Source organism: Flavobacterium sp. TMP13 (assembly GCF_050847115.1).
Lineage (GTDB): Bacteria > Bacteroidota > Bacteroidia > Flavobacteriales > Flavobacteriaceae > Flavobacterium.
In genome coordinates this window covers 979114-994602 of sequence record NZ_CP193656.1, presented here as the reverse complement: position 1 = coordinate 994602, position 15489 = coordinate 979114, and the positions used below count along the sequence as shown (strand labels likewise).

Annotated in this window: 16 protein-coding genes; 4 read left to right on the top strand and 12 right to left on the bottom strand. The window is 36.1% G+C overall.

Annotation, left to right across the window (positions count from 1 at the left end; all coding sequences use genetic code 11):
- Window positions 1–84 precede the first annotated feature (84 nt).
- The 8 genes from ACRASX_RS04380 to ACRASX_RS04345 form a co-directional block, all read right to left on the bottom strand.
- Entirely contained in the window at window positions 85–552 is a 468-nt protein-coding gene (locus tag ACRASX_RS04380; protein WP_432222544.1) for an FKBP-type peptidyl-prolyl cis-trans isomerase, read from the bottom strand.
- Window positions 553–600: 48 nt separating this feature from the next.
- Window positions 601–2040 (bottom strand): nucleoside recognition domain-containing protein, encoded by a 1440-nt coding sequence (locus ACRASX_RS04375; RefSeq protein ID WP_432222543.1) that lies wholly within the window; start codon window positions 2038–2040, stop codon window positions 601–603.
- A gap of 147 nt (window positions 2041–2187) precedes the next feature.
- Window positions 2188–2901, bottom strand: coding sequence for a 3'-5' exonuclease (locus ACRASX_RS04370; protein ID WP_066311773.1), 714 nt, complete (start codon window positions 2899–2901; stop codon window positions 2188–2190).
- Window positions 2902–3009: 108 nt separating this feature from the next.
- Complete coding sequence (locus ACRASX_RS04365) at window positions 3010–3480, bottom strand: methylated-DNA--[protein]-cysteine S-methyltransferase (protein ID WP_432223066.1); 471 nt, start codon at window positions 3478–3480, stop codon at window positions 3010–3012.
- A 51-nt stretch (window positions 3481–3531) separates the two neighbouring features.
- Entirely contained in the window at window positions 3532–3768 is a 237-nt protein-coding gene (locus ACRASX_RS04360) for a LysR family transcriptional regulator substrate-binding protein (RefSeq protein WP_432222542.1), read from the bottom strand.
- Window positions 3769–3820: 52 nt separating this feature from the next.
- A complete protein-coding gene (gene bioB, locus ACRASX_RS04355) occupies window positions 3821–4903 on the bottom strand; it encodes a biotin synthase BioB (protein ID WP_066311770.1) in 1083 nt (360 codons plus the stop codon).
- A 99-nt stretch (window positions 4904–5002) separates the two neighbouring features.
- Window positions 5003–5440 carry a hypothetical protein gene (locus ACRASX_RS04350; protein WP_432222541.1) on the bottom strand — a complete coding sequence of 146 codons (438 nt, stop codon included), beginning with the start codon at window positions 5438–5440 and terminating at the stop codon, window positions 5003–5005.
- 101 nt (window positions 5441–5541) lie between these two features.
- Window positions 5542–6480, bottom strand: coding sequence for a bifunctional riboflavin kinase/FAD synthetase (locus ACRASX_RS04345; RefSeq protein ID WP_432222540.1), 939 nt, complete (start codon window positions 6478–6480; stop codon window positions 5542–5544).
- A 193-nt stretch (window positions 6481–6673) separates the two neighbouring features.
- On the opposite strand from ACRASX_RS04345, the gene ACRASX_RS04340 reads away from it, so the two are divergent.
- A complete protein-coding gene (locus ACRASX_RS04340; protein ID WP_432222539.1) occupies window positions 6674–9358 on the top strand; it encodes a reprolysin-like metallopeptidase in 2685 nt (894 codons plus the stop codon).
- Window position 9359: 1 nt separating this feature from the next.
- Here the strand turns inward: ACRASX_RS04340 and ACRASX_RS04335 are convergent, their stop codons facing one another.
- Complete coding sequence (locus tag ACRASX_RS04335; RefSeq protein WP_432222538.1) at window positions 9360–10040, bottom strand: ComF family protein; 681 nt, start codon at window positions 10038–10040, stop codon at window positions 9360–9362.
- A gap of 98 nt (window positions 10041–10138) precedes the next feature.
- Between ACRASX_RS04335 and ACRASX_RS04330 the strand changes: the two genes are divergently transcribed.
- Window positions 10139–11680, top strand: coding sequence for a glycine--tRNA ligase (locus ACRASX_RS04330; protein WP_432222537.1), 1542 nt, complete (start codon window positions 10139–10141; stop codon window positions 11678–11680).
- Window positions 11681–12156: 476 nt separating this feature from the next.
- On the opposite strand, the gene arsB is transcribed toward ACRASX_RS04330, so the two are convergent.
- From arsB to ACRASX_RS04315, 3 genes are read right to left on the bottom strand one after another with little or no spacing between them, the layout of a single operon-like run.
- A complete protein-coding gene (gene arsB / locus ACRASX_RS04325; RefSeq protein WP_432222536.1) occupies window positions 12157–13182 on the bottom strand; it encodes an ACR3 family arsenite efflux transporter in 1026 nt (341 codons plus the stop codon).
- A 10-nt stretch (window positions 13183–13192) separates the two neighbouring features.
- The gene (locus tag ACRASX_RS04320; protein ID WP_432222535.1) at window positions 13193–13696 is read right to left on the bottom strand and encodes a DUF6428 family protein; all 504 of its coding nucleotides are present in this window, start codon (window positions 13694–13696) and stop codon (window positions 13193–13195) included.
- 17 nt (window positions 13697–13713) lie between these two features.
- The gene (locus tag ACRASX_RS04315) at window positions 13714–14043 is read right to left on the bottom strand and encodes an ArsR/SmtB family transcription factor (protein WP_432222534.1); all 330 of its coding nucleotides are present in this window, start codon (window positions 14041–14043) and stop codon (window positions 13714–13716) included.
- A 180-nt stretch (window positions 14044–14223) separates the two neighbouring features.
- Here ACRASX_RS04315 and ACRASX_RS04310 point away from each other — a divergent pair, with 180 nt between their 5' ends.
- Both ACRASX_RS04310 and ACRASX_RS04305 read left to right on the top strand, forming a co-directional pair.
- Window positions 14224–15039, top strand: a complete 816-nt coding sequence (locus tag ACRASX_RS04310; protein ID WP_432222533.1) for a LytR/AlgR family response regulator transcription factor — start codon at window positions 14224–14226, stop codon at window positions 15037–15039.
- A 174-nt stretch (window positions 15040–15213) separates the two neighbouring features.
- Window positions 15214–15462, top strand: a complete 249-nt coding sequence (locus ACRASX_RS04305; protein ID WP_432222532.1) for a hypothetical protein — start codon at window positions 15214–15216, stop codon at window positions 15460–15462.
- The last annotated feature ends 27 nt before the right edge of the window (window positions 15463–15489 follow it).

Here is a 15489-nt window from a genome sequence, read left to right as displayed (position 1 = left end):
CGATTTAACTTTCGTAGTAAGCACTAAAAAAAGCTACAGAGACCAAAGGTTGCTGTAGCTTTTTTTATTTTTATTTCAAATCGGTTACTTAACCGACAATAGTTTTACTTCAAAAACAAGAACTGATCCTCCAGGAATTGGCCCACGATCTGCACTTCCATAACCTAATTGAGAAGGTACTAATAAAATACCATTTCCACCTTCTTTAAAATACGGAATACCTTCGGTCCATCCTTTAATAACTTGGTTCAATCCAAAAGAAATCCCTTCGGGTTGACTTTCATCAAATACTTTTTTATCTGTAAAATAACCTTTATAAGCCACAGTTACGTTACTAGAAGCACTTGGTTTCTTGCCTGTTCCTTCTTCATTAATTACATAATATAAACCAGAATCGCTGCGTGTTGCTTCTAAATTATTGTCAGCAATGTATTTGACGATTTCAACTTCGTTTTTAGCGGCGTAATCAACGCCATCAAAAGTAGTATCAGCATCTTTATTTTTGCAAGAAAAAAACAGTACAGCAACTAAAGCTAAGAATGAATATTTCATAATTTTTAATTTGTTATTGGTTGGCAAATATAGCGTTTTAAGATGATTTTAAAAAAACCAACTCGCTACAAAAATAGCAGTGATTACACAGATTAAATCCACTAATAGCATTGTAGTTAGAGCATAACGCGTATTTTTAATATTTACGGAACCAAAATAAACAGCAATCACATAAAAGGTGCTTTCGGCACTACATTGAAAAATACTGCTTAACCTTCCTGTCATTGAATCTGCACCGAAAGTATTCATTGAATCAATCAAAAATCCTCTTGATCCTGCTGAACTAAATGGTCGCAACAACGCCACTGGCAACGCATCGATAATTTGTTTGTTCACCCCTAAATTGGAGAAAACAAAAGCCAATCCGTTACTGATGATATCGAATAAACCGCTATTTCTAAAGAGAGAAATCGCCACCAACATTCCCAAAACATAAGGAAAAATAGTCACTCCTGTTTTTACCCCATTATTTGCGCCTCCTACAAATGAATCAAAAACGGTCGTATTTGCATCGGCAAATTTTTTCTCATGGCGAAACGCGAAAATCAAAGTAAATCCAATAATAGCAAGCAAAATTAAGCCAGATAAATTAGAAGTAAAATAGTTTTTTCCGATTAAATCCAAATGGTTTACATACATCAACAAACCGATGATGGCACCAATTAGAGTCATTAAACCAATAACCAAAGATGCACTTTTAAAGTTGATTTTTTGTTTGATTCCCACAATGATAAAAGCCGCAATGGTACCAATAAACGAAGTGATGATACAAGGCAACATTACATCAGCAGGGTTGCTAGAACCCGCTGCAGCGCGGTAACCAATAATAGAAGTTGCAATCAAAGTTAAACCCGAGGCATGCAAACACATAAACATAATTTGGGCATCACTTGCCCGATCTTTGTCTGGATTAAGTTCTTGCAAACTTTCCATGGCTTTCAAACCAAAAGGAGTTGCGGCAGAATCTAAACCTAAAAAGTTAGCGGCAAAATTTAGCGTCATATAGGAAATCGAAGGGTGATTTTTAGGAATGCTAGGAAAAACTTTTATAAAAACGGGACTCAATACTTTGGCTAATTTGCCAGACACGCCAGAAATAATTAGTAACTCCATCAAGCCACAAAAGAAGGCCAAGTAGGCGATAAGCGGAATAATGATATCGACCAAACTGCTTTTACAAGTGGCCAACAAACCATCTGATTTTTGAACGCCGCTGTAAATTTGTACCGTTTTGTTCTTATAAACGTAAGTAGTGTCAACATTGGATAGATCACGATTGACGATCATAGTTTTGTTCTCCTTCAGTTGAATGCTGTCGCGAACAAAAGCGGGAACTTGGTCTATGTATTGTTCAGATATTAAAATAGGATCGCCTTTTTCGCCATTTAAAACATAATCAATGGTATACGTGCTGCCCGAAAACAAACTAACCACCACAAATAAAATTGACGATATAAAAATTACAAGCCAAAATCTACTTAATACCATAATTTATAATTTTTGTAAATGTAAGCAATCAAGAACAATTGCAATATCAAAAAATCAATGGATATAGCAATCATATTTGTAAAAAATAGAACGGCGATTGGTTCATTTTTTAAAGACAGAATACATTCGAATATAAAATTGCGTTTCTTAAACGTGAATTATCTCAGCATCAATCAATAGATCTTCTCTTCTCAATCGAAGGAAAATCTGGGCTACGGCAATCGTGTCTTTTTCGCAATAGGTAACAATTCTATCAATATCCTTCTCGACATAATAAACGTGCGCCACTTCGCTGCCATCGATATCGTCTTTTGGCGAAGGAATATTCAAAATTTTGGTCAATAATTTAAGCGAAGTATAATGTTTGTAATCGCCAAATTTCCATAATTCTAAAGTATCGAGATGCGGAATTTCCCAAGGTTTTTTACCAAATAAATTTAGTTTGTTTGGAATAGGAAGTTGATTGATAATCATTCGTCTGGCAATAAACGGAATATCGAATTCTTTGGCATTGTGTCCACAAAGTACATGTTGCGGTTGGTTGAAATGATTGTGCAGTAAGTTGGAGAAATCATGTAATATTTTTTTTTCTTCACCAAAAAAAGACGTGACTCTAAAGTTTCGAATGTCTCCTTTGTTGATAAAATAACCCACAGAAATACAAATTATTTTTCCAAATTCGGCCCAGATTCCTGCACGATTGTAAAATTCGTCGGGCGTAAATTCGTCTTTGCGCTGGTATTGTGTTTTTTGTTCCCAAAGTAATTTCATTTCGGCATCCAAAGTATTGAAATCGGCTGTTTCGGGAACAGTTTCAATATCCAAGAAAAGAATGTGGTTGAGGTTTATTTTTTCAATCATATGTGGGACAAGCTGATTATAAGGATTAAAACGAATGTATTTGGTGCTGAAATTATAAGTAATTCGTTACGAATATAAATAAATTTATGATAATTAGAATTTGTTTTGCTAGAATAAACTTTGTTGTTTACTTGAGCTTTCATGTTGTAAAAGCCACTGTTTACGCCACAAACCGCCAGCATAGCCGGTCAAAGAACCATCGGAGCCAATAACGCGGTGGCAAGGAACAACAATCCAAAGCGGATTTTTTCCGTTCGCCGTCGCAACAGCACGAATCGCTTTGGGATCGCCTAATTTTTTTGATAGTTGGAGGTAACTCATCGTTTTGCCAAATGGAATTTCAAGTAAGCCCTTCCAAACTTTTTGTTGAAATTCAGTGCCTTTCGGATTCATCTTAAAATCAAATTCAGTGCGAATACCTTTAAAATATTCTTGAATTTGCTTCACAGCTTGTTGAATTTCTCGCGGAATTAATGTTGAAATTTCGCCATCTTGCGAGATTTTTATTTCGCTAATGCCAAATGCATCTCCCGTGATTTGAGCAATTCCTAATGGCGTTTGTATGTTGGCCGATACTATCATTTGCATTTCTTTATAGTTATTAATCAGGCTTTTTACTGTCAATATTATTTACTTTAGCAAGAAAGCGGTAGCAGCATCGGCACTTTCTGAGTTTCGATTTTTTGGTGTTGCTATTAAAATGTCAGTGAATAAATTGGATTGTTTCAGTTCGACAAATCCTAGTTCAGAGTTTTCGTAATTTTTAACCACATTGGTCAGTACAATCGAAATTCCTAATCCATTTTCTACCAACTGTATAATCGATGAAATAGTATTGGACTCGTGCACCACTTTTGGCGGAATCAAGTAAAAAAAAATTCCCGAAGATTTGACTCTCGGGAATTTTTAATTTTGTTTTTTATTTCTTTCCAGAAGCTTCTAGATTTCTTTCGATCGTATGTCCAGGACGAGACCATTTTGGTTTCTCACCAAGAGGAGCAAACTGAGAATTCTCTGCTTCGACTGTTTTAGGTTGTGTTACTTTTGTAAATGGTTTTTGCGGAATCAAACCTAACATTTCAAACATTTTCATGTCTTCGTTTACGTCAGGGTTTGGTGTGGTTAGTAATTTATCACCAGCAAAAATAGAATTCGCTCCAGCAAAAAAGCACATGGCTTGTCCTTCGCGACTCATGTTTGTTCTTCCAGCAGACAAACGCACTTGTGTATCGGGCATAATAATTCGAGTGGTAGCAACCATGCGAATCATTTCCCAGATTTCAACCGGCTTTTCATCTTCCATTGGCGTTCCTTCCACCGGAACCAAAGCATTAATTGGCACCGATTCTGGCTGCGGATTCAAAGTAGCCAAAGCCACTAACATTCCTGCTCTGTCTTCGATACTTTCTCCCATTCCAATAATTCCTCCGCTACAAACAGTAACATTGGTTTTACGAACGTTATTAATGGTTTCTAAACGATCTTCAAATCCACGAGTCGAAATTACTTCTTTATAATATTCTTCAGAAGTATCTAAATTATGATTGTAGGCATATAGTCCAGCTTCTGCTAAACGATGTGCTTGATTTTCGGTTAACATTCCCAGGGTGCAGCACACTTCCATGTCTAGTTTATTAATGGTACGAACCATTTCTAGAACATCGTCAAATTCTGCTCCATCTTTTACGTTTCTCCAAGCCGCTCCCATACAAACACGAGAGGAGCCACTTTCTTTAGCCCGTAAAGCTTGCGCTTTTACTTGACTCACCGACATTAAATCGTTTCCTTCTACTTTGGTATGATAACGAGCAGCTTGGGGGCAATAACCGCAATCTTCGGGACAACCTCCAGTTTTTATAGACAGTAAAGTCGAAACTTGTACAATATTTGGATCATGGTTGGCTCTGTGAATTGTAGCAGCTTCATAAAGCAAATCCATTAAAGGTTTGTTGTAAATAGCAATAATTTCTTCCTTAGTCCAGTTATGTTTGGTGATATTCATCGACGTTTATTTTTGATGTTCCAAAAGTAGTTAAATAGTTCTTATGTACCAATGGACTCTTTCTTAAAAAACAAACGGAATGTTTTTTAGATAAAGAAATTAATCGACTGCATATTTATTATTGGTATATAACATCAGCACTAAAGTTACAATTACCGCCGAAGCTAGTCCTTCAAACAATAAAGAAATACAATAGGCAGGAACAGAAGGATCTCCGCCAAAAAGAAAACTTTCGGCTAACAAAGGCACAAAAGCATCGCCGCCCCTGGCATAGATATAAATTAATAATCCCAAAACGCTTAAAGATACTCCAACGATCGCCGTTGCCATAGCAGAAACGCCATTGGATACAAAATCATTTTGTCCATTCTTTGTGTTCATTTGTATGGTTCGATTCACGCCATAAAAAATGAAAATAACATTCAGTAATCGCAAGTAAAATAAGTTACTAAGACCTAAAATAGATAGTACTAAAAAATAAACAGCGATACCCAGAAATATTAAAAATCCGTTGGAAAGTTCTTTTGGTAGTTTCATAATTATCTTTTTTAAATAGTTGTATTCTATTAGTAAACAGAATGATAGCTATAAATTTACAAAAAAAACAAGTAGGAAGATCTCGGACTGCGATTTTAAAATTACAAATTAATTTGCTGCAGAAAATCTACTGCAGTTTTTTTGTCATTTTTTAGTTGCTTTGTTAACAGTTCGATCGAATCGAATTTTTGCTCATCTCGTATGTAATGTACTATCGATATTTGCAGTGTAGCATTATATAAATCACCTTCAAAATCAAGAAAATGAACCTCTATTTTTTGCTGATTTTGATCTTCAATCGTGGGATTAAACCCAATATTCATCATTCCATAAACGACTGTTTCATCGATAATTGCGTGAACTACATAGACGCCATTTTTTGGAATCAGTTTGTAATCTTCGGGAACAAAAATGTTTGCAGTAGGAAAACCAATGGTTCTGCCCAATTGCTTGCCCTGTACAACCTTTCCTGTAATAAAGTAGGTATAGCCCAAATACTCATTAGCCAATTCCATTTTCCCGTCCAACAAAGCCGTTCTAATTTTGGTTGAACTTACTGAAACAGCATGAATTTCTTGCGCTGAAATTTGTTCGACTTCAAAACCATACTCTTCTCCAAAAATTATTAAGTCATCAATATTAGCCGTTCGATTTCGACCGAAACGATGGTCGTAACCAATAATAATTTTGTGAATTTGAAAACGATCGACTAAAATTGTTTTTACAAATTCTTCGGCAGTCAATCTCGAAAAAGTTTCATCAAAGGGATGAATGACTAAATTTTGAATACCAATTTGAGCTAAAAGTTCTGTTTTTTCAGAAATAGTGTTGAGCAGTTTAATTTCAGATTTTTCTTGAAGCACCATTCGTGGATGAGGAAAAAAAGTAAGAACTAAACTTTCGTACAAACCATTTTCTGTGCTTTGAGTCAGTTTTTCTAAAATCGTTTTATGCCCAACATGTACGCCGTCAAAAGTGCCGAGCGTAAGTATTGTTTTTTTAGTACACTGAAAATCGTTAATAGAATGAAAAATCTTCAAAGCAATTATTTTAAGATGCGGCAAATTTAGGGTATCTAATTCAAATTTAGCAAGAAGCCGAATTGATTTTTTGCAAAGAAAAGCGTTAAAAGAAGTAAATACTAAGCATATTAAGCTGTTAATCTTTTTGGCAAACTAGTAAATCGCGTGTTTTTAAGAAAATAAAAGTAATTTTGACGGAAATTGATTTTGTATGAAAAGAGTATTACTATTCCTTTTTTTTGTTTGTACTGGTTTACAATTGTATGCCCAGAATGATTTAATTTGGAAAAAAGAAGCTACTCCGGCTTTAACCAGTCGTGGACTGACTGCAAGTGAGTCAATATATTATCAATTGGATGAGGTTTTGCTGCAACAACGATTGAACGCATTGAAAAACACCAGTTCTAAAAAACAAATGACTACACTTTCGTTCCCAAATTCGGAAGGAGTTTTAGAATCTTTTTCTGTTTGGAAAACATCTAATTTTGAACCTGAATTACAAGCGAAATATCCGGAAATACAGTCGTATGAAGGCGTTAGTTTACAAGAGCAATCGAATCGAATTTATTTTAGCATTTCACCAATAGGTGTTCAAAGTATGACCCTTAAAAGCAACGGCAAACGCGATTTTATAGAAGCTATAGATCGCAATACCAAGAAATACGAAGTTTTTTCAAACAAAAATAAAAAATCTACATGGCTGTGTACAACGCAGGATGTTGCATTAAATTCTAAATTACAGACTTCGGCAAAACCGGTTTCTAATACAAAAAATTTCAAGACATTGCGTTTGGCACTTTCAAGTACTGCAGAATATACCGCTTATTTTGGAGGAACCAAACAAGGTGCTCTCGCGGGTATGAACGCAACTATGACACGAGTTAATGCTATTTTTAATACCGATTTGTCTGTAAAGTTGGTTTTAATTGCTACTAATGACCAAATAATATACACCGACCCAACTACGGATCCATATTCAAACGCAAGTGCTGGAGTAGACGGCGCTTGGAATTTGGAATTGCAACAAAACTTAACGGTAACAATTGGCAATGCGAATTACGACATAGGTCATTTGTTTGGCGGATCGGGCGGTGGTGGTGATGCTGGTTGCATTGGTTGTGTTTGCGAAAATCCGAAATTTGCGACCGATGCGAATGCAAAAGGAAGTGCGTATACCTCGCCGTCTGATAGTAAACCCGAAGGAGATAGTTTTGATATTGATTATGTAGCACACGAAATGGGACATCAATTAGGAGCAAATCATACTTTTTCTTTTGAAAGTGAAGGAACGGGTGTAAATGTAGAACCAGGAAGCGGCTCGACGATAATGGGCTATGCGGGTGTTTCTGATTATGATGTGCAACAAATTTCTGATGGATATTTTGCTTATGTGAGCATTTTACAAATTCAGAATAAATTAGCCTCAAAATCATGTGCTATAAGTACTCCAATTGCTAGTGATCCTCCGGTTGTAGATGCGGGTCTCAATTATGTGATTCCGATCAGTACTGCTTTTGTTTTAAAAGGAATAGGTTCCGCTACGGATGGGAATTCGCTAACATACTGTTGGGAACAAAATGATTCGGTTGGCGCTTCGGTTGGCGCTCAAAGTAAAGCGATTCCTTCAAAAGTTGACGGACCTTTGTTTCGTTCTTTTTTACCTAAAAATACCGCGATTCGCTATATGCCCGAACAAAGTAAAGTGCTCGCTGGAGCTTTGTCCTCTACTTGGGAATCGGTTGCATCGGTCGGTCGAACATTAAATTTCACTTTAACCGCTAGAGATAATGCTGCACAAGGTTTGGCTCAAACCAATACCGATGCCATGGTTGTTACCGTAAATGCGAATACGGGACCTTTTGTAATAACGTCTCAAGACACAGAAAATATTGCTTGGCAAAATGGGAGCCAGCAAACCATAACTTGGTCAGTTAATAACACAACAAATTTAGCAGGATCAACTAACGTAAATATTAAGTTATCTACAGATGGCGGCGTAACATATGATACTATCTTAGCGTCCAATACGCCAAACGATGGCTCGCAAGTAATTACCGTTCCTCAAACTATAAAGGGAACAGATTGTCGTATTTTGATTGAACCTACCGCAAATATTTATTATGCGATAAATAGTAAACCAATTGCTGTTGGCTATTCGGTAACTTTTAGTACTAACACTTATGTGTTTCAAGCACCAGTACAAATTCCAGATGGAGATAAAAATTACACGAAATTGACCTTTGTAGTTCCGCCACCTTCGAATACTCAAAACGATTTGGCAGCTAATGATAAAATTGCGGATGTAGATGTCAAGATGAATTTTACACACTCGTATGCTGCTGATGTTGATTCGTATATTCAGCATCCACAAGGAACTGTGGTGCGATTGTTTAATCGAAATTGTTCGAGCGCATCTACTACTTTAGATTTAATTTATGACGATTCGGGAGCTGCAATTTCTTGTGGATCTGCGGTTTTTCAAAAAGTATTGCCATCAGATTATTTAAATATCTTTAATGAAAAAGAAGCGCAAGGAATCTGGACTTTCGGAATTCGGGATCAATTTGCGACTGATGCAGGAACTTTAAATTCGGCTTCTTTAACGATTACAACTAAACATTTTACCTTAGATAATCCAGAGTTTGAGACTGTCGATTTTGCGATATATCCAAATCCGAACAATGGAAATTTTACTGTAGAACTTAAAAGCAGTTTAGAAAATAAGATTCAAATTTTAATTCATGATTTGTTGGGACGAAAAGTGTACGAGCAACGTTTTGAAGGGAGAGCAAATTTTATTGAAAGTATACAGATGAACCGTGAGATGGCTGGAGTTTATCTGGTAACCGTTATCGATGGAGATTCCAAAACCGTACGAAAAATAATAATTCGGTAATTCAATTGGCCATTGCCATACAAATGATGCTAATTTTGGCCCCTGGAATTTTAAGCAAAGCGCGCGAACAAGCTTCTAGTGTGGCGCCAGTAGTTAACACATCGTCTACTAAGACAAAGTGCTTGTTGTGATCTTGATCGGTAAATACGACGTCAAAAGCTTTCTCGATTCCTTCGGCTCGACCCAAACGATTCTTTTTGGATTGTGTTTTAGAATAGGTTTTGCGAAGAAGAATTTGTTCGTTAAACTGTAAGGATAAGTTTGCGGCTACCGCTTTTCCAAAAGTAGTGGTTTGATTGTAGCCTCTTTCCCTTTGTTTTTTTGGATGCAGAGGTACCGGAATTACAATGTCAAAAGGAATTTCAGGTTTAATTTCTTTTAAATCTTCGGCATACCAGTTGCCTAAAATAGAGCCAATTTCTTCTTGTTTTTTATATTTTAAATGATGAATTAATTCTTGTGCGATTCCGTTTTTGTGAAAAGATAGAAAAGCAGAAGCATGAATAACATCAATTTTGCCATAAAACTTTTGAAAAGCTTCATTTTTTGAATGAAGATGATGCTGCGTAAGTGAAACTTCGTGTCTGCATTTGGTGCAAATTACAGTTTCGTTGGCAATCAAAAAAGCATGACAACCGGAGCAAACTTTCGGAAAAAATAGATTTAAAAGATGTTTCCACATACTTAGGAAGAATTTATTTATAAAAATATAAAATTCAACGCAGCAATCTTTGCCTATTTCCTTTTTTTTAAGGGTTCTTTTTATATTTTTGCAGTACTATGGCAAAACAAGAAGATATATTTAAGAATGTAGTTTCGCACGCAAAAGAGTACGGATTTATTTTTCCGTCGAGCGAAGTCTACGATGGTTTAAGTGCGGTTTATGATTATGCACAAAATGGAGTAGAATTAAAAAAGAACATCCGTGAATATTGGTGGAAATCGATGGTACAGATGAACGAAAATATTGTCGGCTTAGATGCTGCAATATTGATGCATCCGACCACTTGGAAAGCTTCGGGTCACATTGACGCTTTCAACGACCCATTGATTGACAATAAAGATTCTAAAAAAAGATATAGAGCTGACGTATTGATTGAAGATTATGCTGAAAAGCTGAATCAAAAAGCGATCAAAGAAATCGAAAAAGCGAGAACTCGTTTTGGCGATGCGTTTAACGAACAAGAATTTGTTACGACGAATGCTCGTGTGATGGAATACAAAGCGAAAGAACGCGAAATTCTAGAAAGAATGGGTCGTTCTCTTGGCAATGAAGATTTGGCTGATGTTAAATCTTTAATTGAAGAATTAGAAATTGCTTGTCCAGACTCTGGTTCAAAAAATTGGACTGAAGTACGTCAATTCAACTTGATGTTTGGTACCAAATTGGGCGCTTCGGCAGATTCAGCAATGGATTTGTTTTTGCGTCCTGAAACTGCTCAAGGTATTTTTGTGAATTTTGCAAACGTACAAAAATCAGGTCGTATGAAAATTCCTTTTGGAATTGCCCAAACAGGTAAAGCATTTAGAAATGAAATTGTTGCAAGACAATTTATTTTTAGAATGCGTGAATTTGAACAAATGGAAATGCAATTTTTTGTACGTCCAGGCGACGAAATGAAATGGTACGAACATTGGAAAGCAACGCGTTTAAAATGGCATTTGTCTCTTGGTTTAGGAGAAAAAAATTACCGTTTTCACGATCACGAAAAGTTAGCGCATTACGCTAATGCAGCGACTGATATCGAATTTAATTTCCCATTTGGATTTAAAGAATTGGAAGGAATTCACTCTCGTACTGACTTTGACTTGAAAGCACACGAACAACATTCAGGCAGAAAATTACAGTATTTTGATGCAGAACTGAATCAGAATTATGTGCCTTATGTGGTAGAAACTTCGGTTGGTTTGGATAGAATGTTCTTGGCTGTTTTTGCAACTTCATTGCAAGAAGAGGTTTTAGAAGATGGTTCAACTAGAACTGTATTGAAATTACCATCGGTTTTGGCTCCAACAAAAGCGGCTGTTTTACCATTGGTTAAAAAAGATGGATTACCTGAAATTGCACATAAAATCATTGCTGATTTAAAATGGGATTTCAATGTAGCATATGATGAGAAAGATGCGGTTGGTCGTCGTTACAGAAGACAAGATGCATTGGGAACTCCTTTTTGTATTACGGTAGACCATCAAACGATCGAAGACCAAACGGTTACGATTCGACACAGAGATACGATGAAACAAGATCGCGTAAAAATTACTGAATTGGCTGGAATTATTGAAAATGAAGTTTCGATGAAAAACTGGTTGATGAAAATGTAATTTTTAGTTAGATTTTAAATATTTAAAATCCCAAATTCCTAACACTGGAGTTTGGGATTTTTTTTAAATTATTGCCTGCTGTTTTATCAAAAATTCCACAAATTTCCGCTAATTATTTGATTTTAAAGTTGGGTAAGATCTCCTGCAAGGTTTTTTTAACCTTGTAGGTATGTTTATACGTTATACTATTTTTCAAAAATTAATCACGGAGATTTTGCTTGTTTTTAAATAAGTGAAATCAGAGTTATAAAGTTTATATGTTGTTTTTCCAGCGGAGATTACCGCTAAATAATTTGTGTGAATAAATGAAATTCAGGACGAACTACAAGAGTAAAAAATGGTGGGCGATCCTAAAAATAATGTTGTAATTAAAATCTAAATGTGATTTTGAAAATCGCGGCCGCGTGAGGGATAGAGGTGGCTACCGTGTAGACCCGAAAGCCCGACGCCGACCCCGTGGGAGGCGGCACGCCCAATTAGTAATACTTTTTCTTGAGCCAAAAGGAAACTTTTACCAAGAGGATAAGCGCGGGAACTTCGACTAGAGGGCCAATAACGCCCGTAAATGCTTGGCCAGAGTTGATGCCAAACACCGCAACTGCAACAGCGATGGCGAGCTCGAAATTGTTTCCAGCGGCGGTGAAGGAAACCGCGGTATTTTTGTCATAGGTTGCTCCAACGGCTTTGGTGGTGAAGAAACTAATGAGGAACATGAGTAGAAAATAAATCAGCATGGGAATGGCGATGATGATGATGTCTTTTGGGATTTGCACGATCAGTTCTCCTTTTAGACTGAACATCACAACAATTGTGGCCAATAATGCGATTAAAGTAAGTGGCGAAATGGTTGGGATAAAAACGGTATTGTACCAGTTTTCGCCTTTACTGCGTACTAATATAGCGCGGCTCAAAAACCCTAAAATAAAAGGAATGCCAAGGTAGATGGCCACGCTTTGGGCAATAGTTGCGATTGAAATAGCGACGATCGCGCCGTCGAAACCAAAATAATGCGGTAGAATGGTGATGAAAATCCACGCATAAAAACTATAGAAAAAAACCTGAAAAATGCTATTAAGGGCTACTAAACCTGCGGCATATTCGGAATTGCCATGTGCGAGGTCGTTCCAGACTAAAACCATGGCGATGCAGCGCGCTAAGCCGATGAGGATGAGTCCGATCATGTACTCTGGATATTCTTTCAGGAAAATGATGGCTAGAAAAAACATCAAAAAAGGTCCGATGATCCAATTTAGTACGAGCGAAATGGATACGATTTTTGTGTTTTTAAAAACCTTTGGGAGTAATTTATAATTGACTTTTGCCAGTGGCGGATACATCATTAAGATTAAGCCAATGGCGATAGGAATGTTGGTGGTTCCTGAACTGAGGCTGTTGATGTGCGTGGATATTGCAGGATAAAAATAGCCCAAAGCCACGCCAATAAACATGGCAATGAATATCCAAAGCGTGAGGTAATTGTCTAAAAAAGATAGTTTTTTCATGGATTACACTTTAGCAGCAACCTGAATCTGGTGTGCAAACATTCTCTGATGCATTGGTGATTTTAAGTTTTGGTTTTGGAGTGCCGCAAGCTTCTCCGCGATCGATGGCTTTGCATTGCGTGGCATCTGTTTGCAATTTTAGGATAAGTTCGTCATTTTTGATTTCGAATTCCTGCGGAAGCATTTGTTTGGTCTCAAAAACAGCATTTCCAAATTCAATTTTTACTGCGGCATTATAATCTAGAGCAACTGATTTTTCGACCAATTCGATTATAGAAAGTGCTTTGGTAACTTGCATGGAGCGATTATTCTCTAGCACTTCCGGCTCCCAAAGTTGCACGATAATCTCCGTCCATTCGTTCTTTTTTCCGCCACAATCTACCGACGTAATGTTGGCTTGCTTGATCTCAGTGATGTGAAAAGAAGGATGTACAAAAGTGTCTTTCGCTATTTCGAATTGCAAATGATGTATTGGAAATTGACTTAATTGCGATTTAAATTCGGACCATTTCATAGTGTGAGTTTTTAATGTTAACAGCATTTGTTTTCAGTAATAGAAAAAGCTGTAAGTGTATTTAAAAATAATTTGATTCGGTTAAAAGTCTCAGGGTTTAAGCAATAGCAGCTGTTGTTTCCGCTAATGTTGCCTTGTATTAACCCTACTTTTTTTAGTTCAGATAAATGCTTTGAAACGGTAGATTGCGCCAATGGCAGCACGGCTACAATGTCGCCACAAATGCAAGATGGTGTTTGTGTTAAGTACTTGACAATGGCCAAGCGCGCGGGATGACCTAATGCTTTTAGGACTTCGGCCATTTCGTTGGTTTCCATGTCAAAGCCAATTGTTTTTGTGATTCCCATATCGCAATATTACGATTTGTTTTTTGTTTGGAAATATTATTTTTAATTTTTTTATTGCAATGTTTTCTTTTAGCCAATAAATTTTGTTTTTATTAATTTGATTCAAATAGATAGTTTTTTTTATGTTTATTTAATATTTGTAAAATTTGGCGGTGCCAATTTAAATAGTAGAAAAATAGAATGAGTGCATTAACCTATATTATTATTAATGATTGTCTTGAAACTACTGCGCAGCTTAAGGATTATGCTGATGATTGTCAAGAGTTACTCTTTGTAGCTTCGGCCACTGAGTATCAAAAAGGTTTAGACTTAGTCTTAGCACATACACCTAAGATAATATTTCTTGCGATAGATCCTAAAGCTAAGGAGAGTCAATTGTCGCTGCATTTTATTAATGCACTACATAAATATTTGACTGTTGTTCCGAAAGTCATAGTGACAGCAAAGTCTAAGGAATTGGCTTTTGAAGCGATTAATTTTCAGGTTTCGGGATATTTATTGCAGCCGATTCACAGAAATGAATTTTTTCAAGCGGTTTTAGCTATTACAAAAACGAGTAAATTAGAACAAATGCAGCAGCAAGCGCTTTCATTATTAGACGGTAATGTTGAATCTAATTTTGTTTCGAATGTTATTAGTTCCGAAAAATCATTGTTATTGTGTGTGAAATCATATGGTGATTACCGATACATTCGGGCCAATGAAGTCGTTTATTTTAAAGCCGATAATAATTCAACGGACATCTATTTGCAGACTGGCGAGATGATCACTGCTTTTAAAACGTTAAAGCATTTTGAAGGTTTATTACGGAATCCGTTTTATAGAATTCACAACAGCTATTTAATTAACAGCAGTTATATTGCGCGCATACATACTGGTAGTAAGTTATGTACACTTCGAAATACGGTTAAAAAAATTCCGTTTTCTAAGTCTTATAGGTCTAATATTGAGTTAATTATTGATAATTTTTCAGAAGACAATTACTTAGAAGTCTAAGAATTAGTAATTTACCTTGTATGACTATACGCACGCTAGTGTACGAGTTACTTGTACCATAAAGAGGCTTTTATGTATTAAAAAATGGGGGTTTAGGTTTTAGTTTTACACCAAGATTTGCAGTAAGCAGGTCCAAAAGTAGTAAAAAATATAAAAACATAAAACCAACAAAACATGAAAAAATCTATCTTAACATTCGGTCTTTTAGCTTCAGTAATGGTATTAACTTCTTCATTTTCTCCAGAAGTTTCGAATGAAAATATTGCAATGAATATAACTTCTAACTCTATTGATATTGGAGGAACACAGTCAGTAGGTAAAGATCGTAAAGTAGATATTGGTGGAACACAATCAGTAGGTAAGGATCGTAAAGTTGACATTAATGGAACGCAATCAGTAGGAAAAGATCGTAAAGTAGATTAATTTTAGTCCCTTACAAATAAAATCTTT

Coding starts and splice junctions, on each gene's coding strand:
- ACRASX_RS04380 (WP_432222544.1), bottom strand. CDS start 552: ATGAAATATTCATTCTTAGCTTTAGTTGCTGTACTGTTTTTTTCTTGC.
- ACRASX_RS04375 (WP_432222543.1), bottom strand. CDS start 2,040: ATGGTATTAAGTAGATTTTGGCTTGTAATTTTTATATCGTCAATTTTA.
- ACRASX_RS04370 (WP_066311773.1), bottom strand. CDS start 2,901: ATGATTGAAAAAATAAACCTCAACCACATTCTTTTCTTGGATATTGAA.
- bioB (WP_066311770.1), bottom strand. CDS start 4,903: ATGAATATCACCAAACATAACTGGACTAAGGAAGAAATTATTGCTATT.
- ACRASX_RS04350 (WP_432222541.1), bottom strand. CDS start 5,440: ATGAAACTACCAAAAGAACTTTCCAACGGATTTTTAATATTTCTGGGT.
- ACRASX_RS04340 (WP_432222539.1), top strand. CDS start 6,674: ATGAAAAGAGTATTACTATTCCTTTTTTTTGTTTGTACTGGTTTACAA.
- ACRASX_RS04335 (WP_432222538.1), bottom strand. CDS start 10,040: ATGTGGAAACATCTTTTAAATCTATTTTTTCCGAAAGTTTGCTCCGGT.
- ACRASX_RS04330 (WP_432222537.1), top strand. CDS start 10,139: ATGGCAAAACAAGAAGATATATTTAAGAATGTAGTTTCGCACGCAAAA.
- arsB (WP_432222536.1), bottom strand. CDS start 13,182: ATGAAAAAACTATCTTTTTTAGACAATTACCTCACGCTTTGGATATTC.
- ACRASX_RS04320 (WP_432222535.1), bottom strand. CDS start 13,696: ATGAAATGGTCCGAATTTAAATCGCAATTAAGTCAATTTCCAATACAT.
- ACRASX_RS04315 (WP_432222534.1), bottom strand. CDS start 14,043: ATGGGAATCACAAAAACAATTGGCTTTGACATGGAAACCAACGAAATG.
- ACRASX_RS04310 (WP_432222533.1), top strand. CDS start 14,224: ATGAGTGCATTAACCTATATTATTATTAATGATTGTCTTGAAACTACT.
- ACRASX_RS04305 (WP_432222532.1), top strand. CDS start 15,214: ATGAAAAAATCTATCTTAACATTCGGTCTTTTAGCTTCAGTAATGGTA.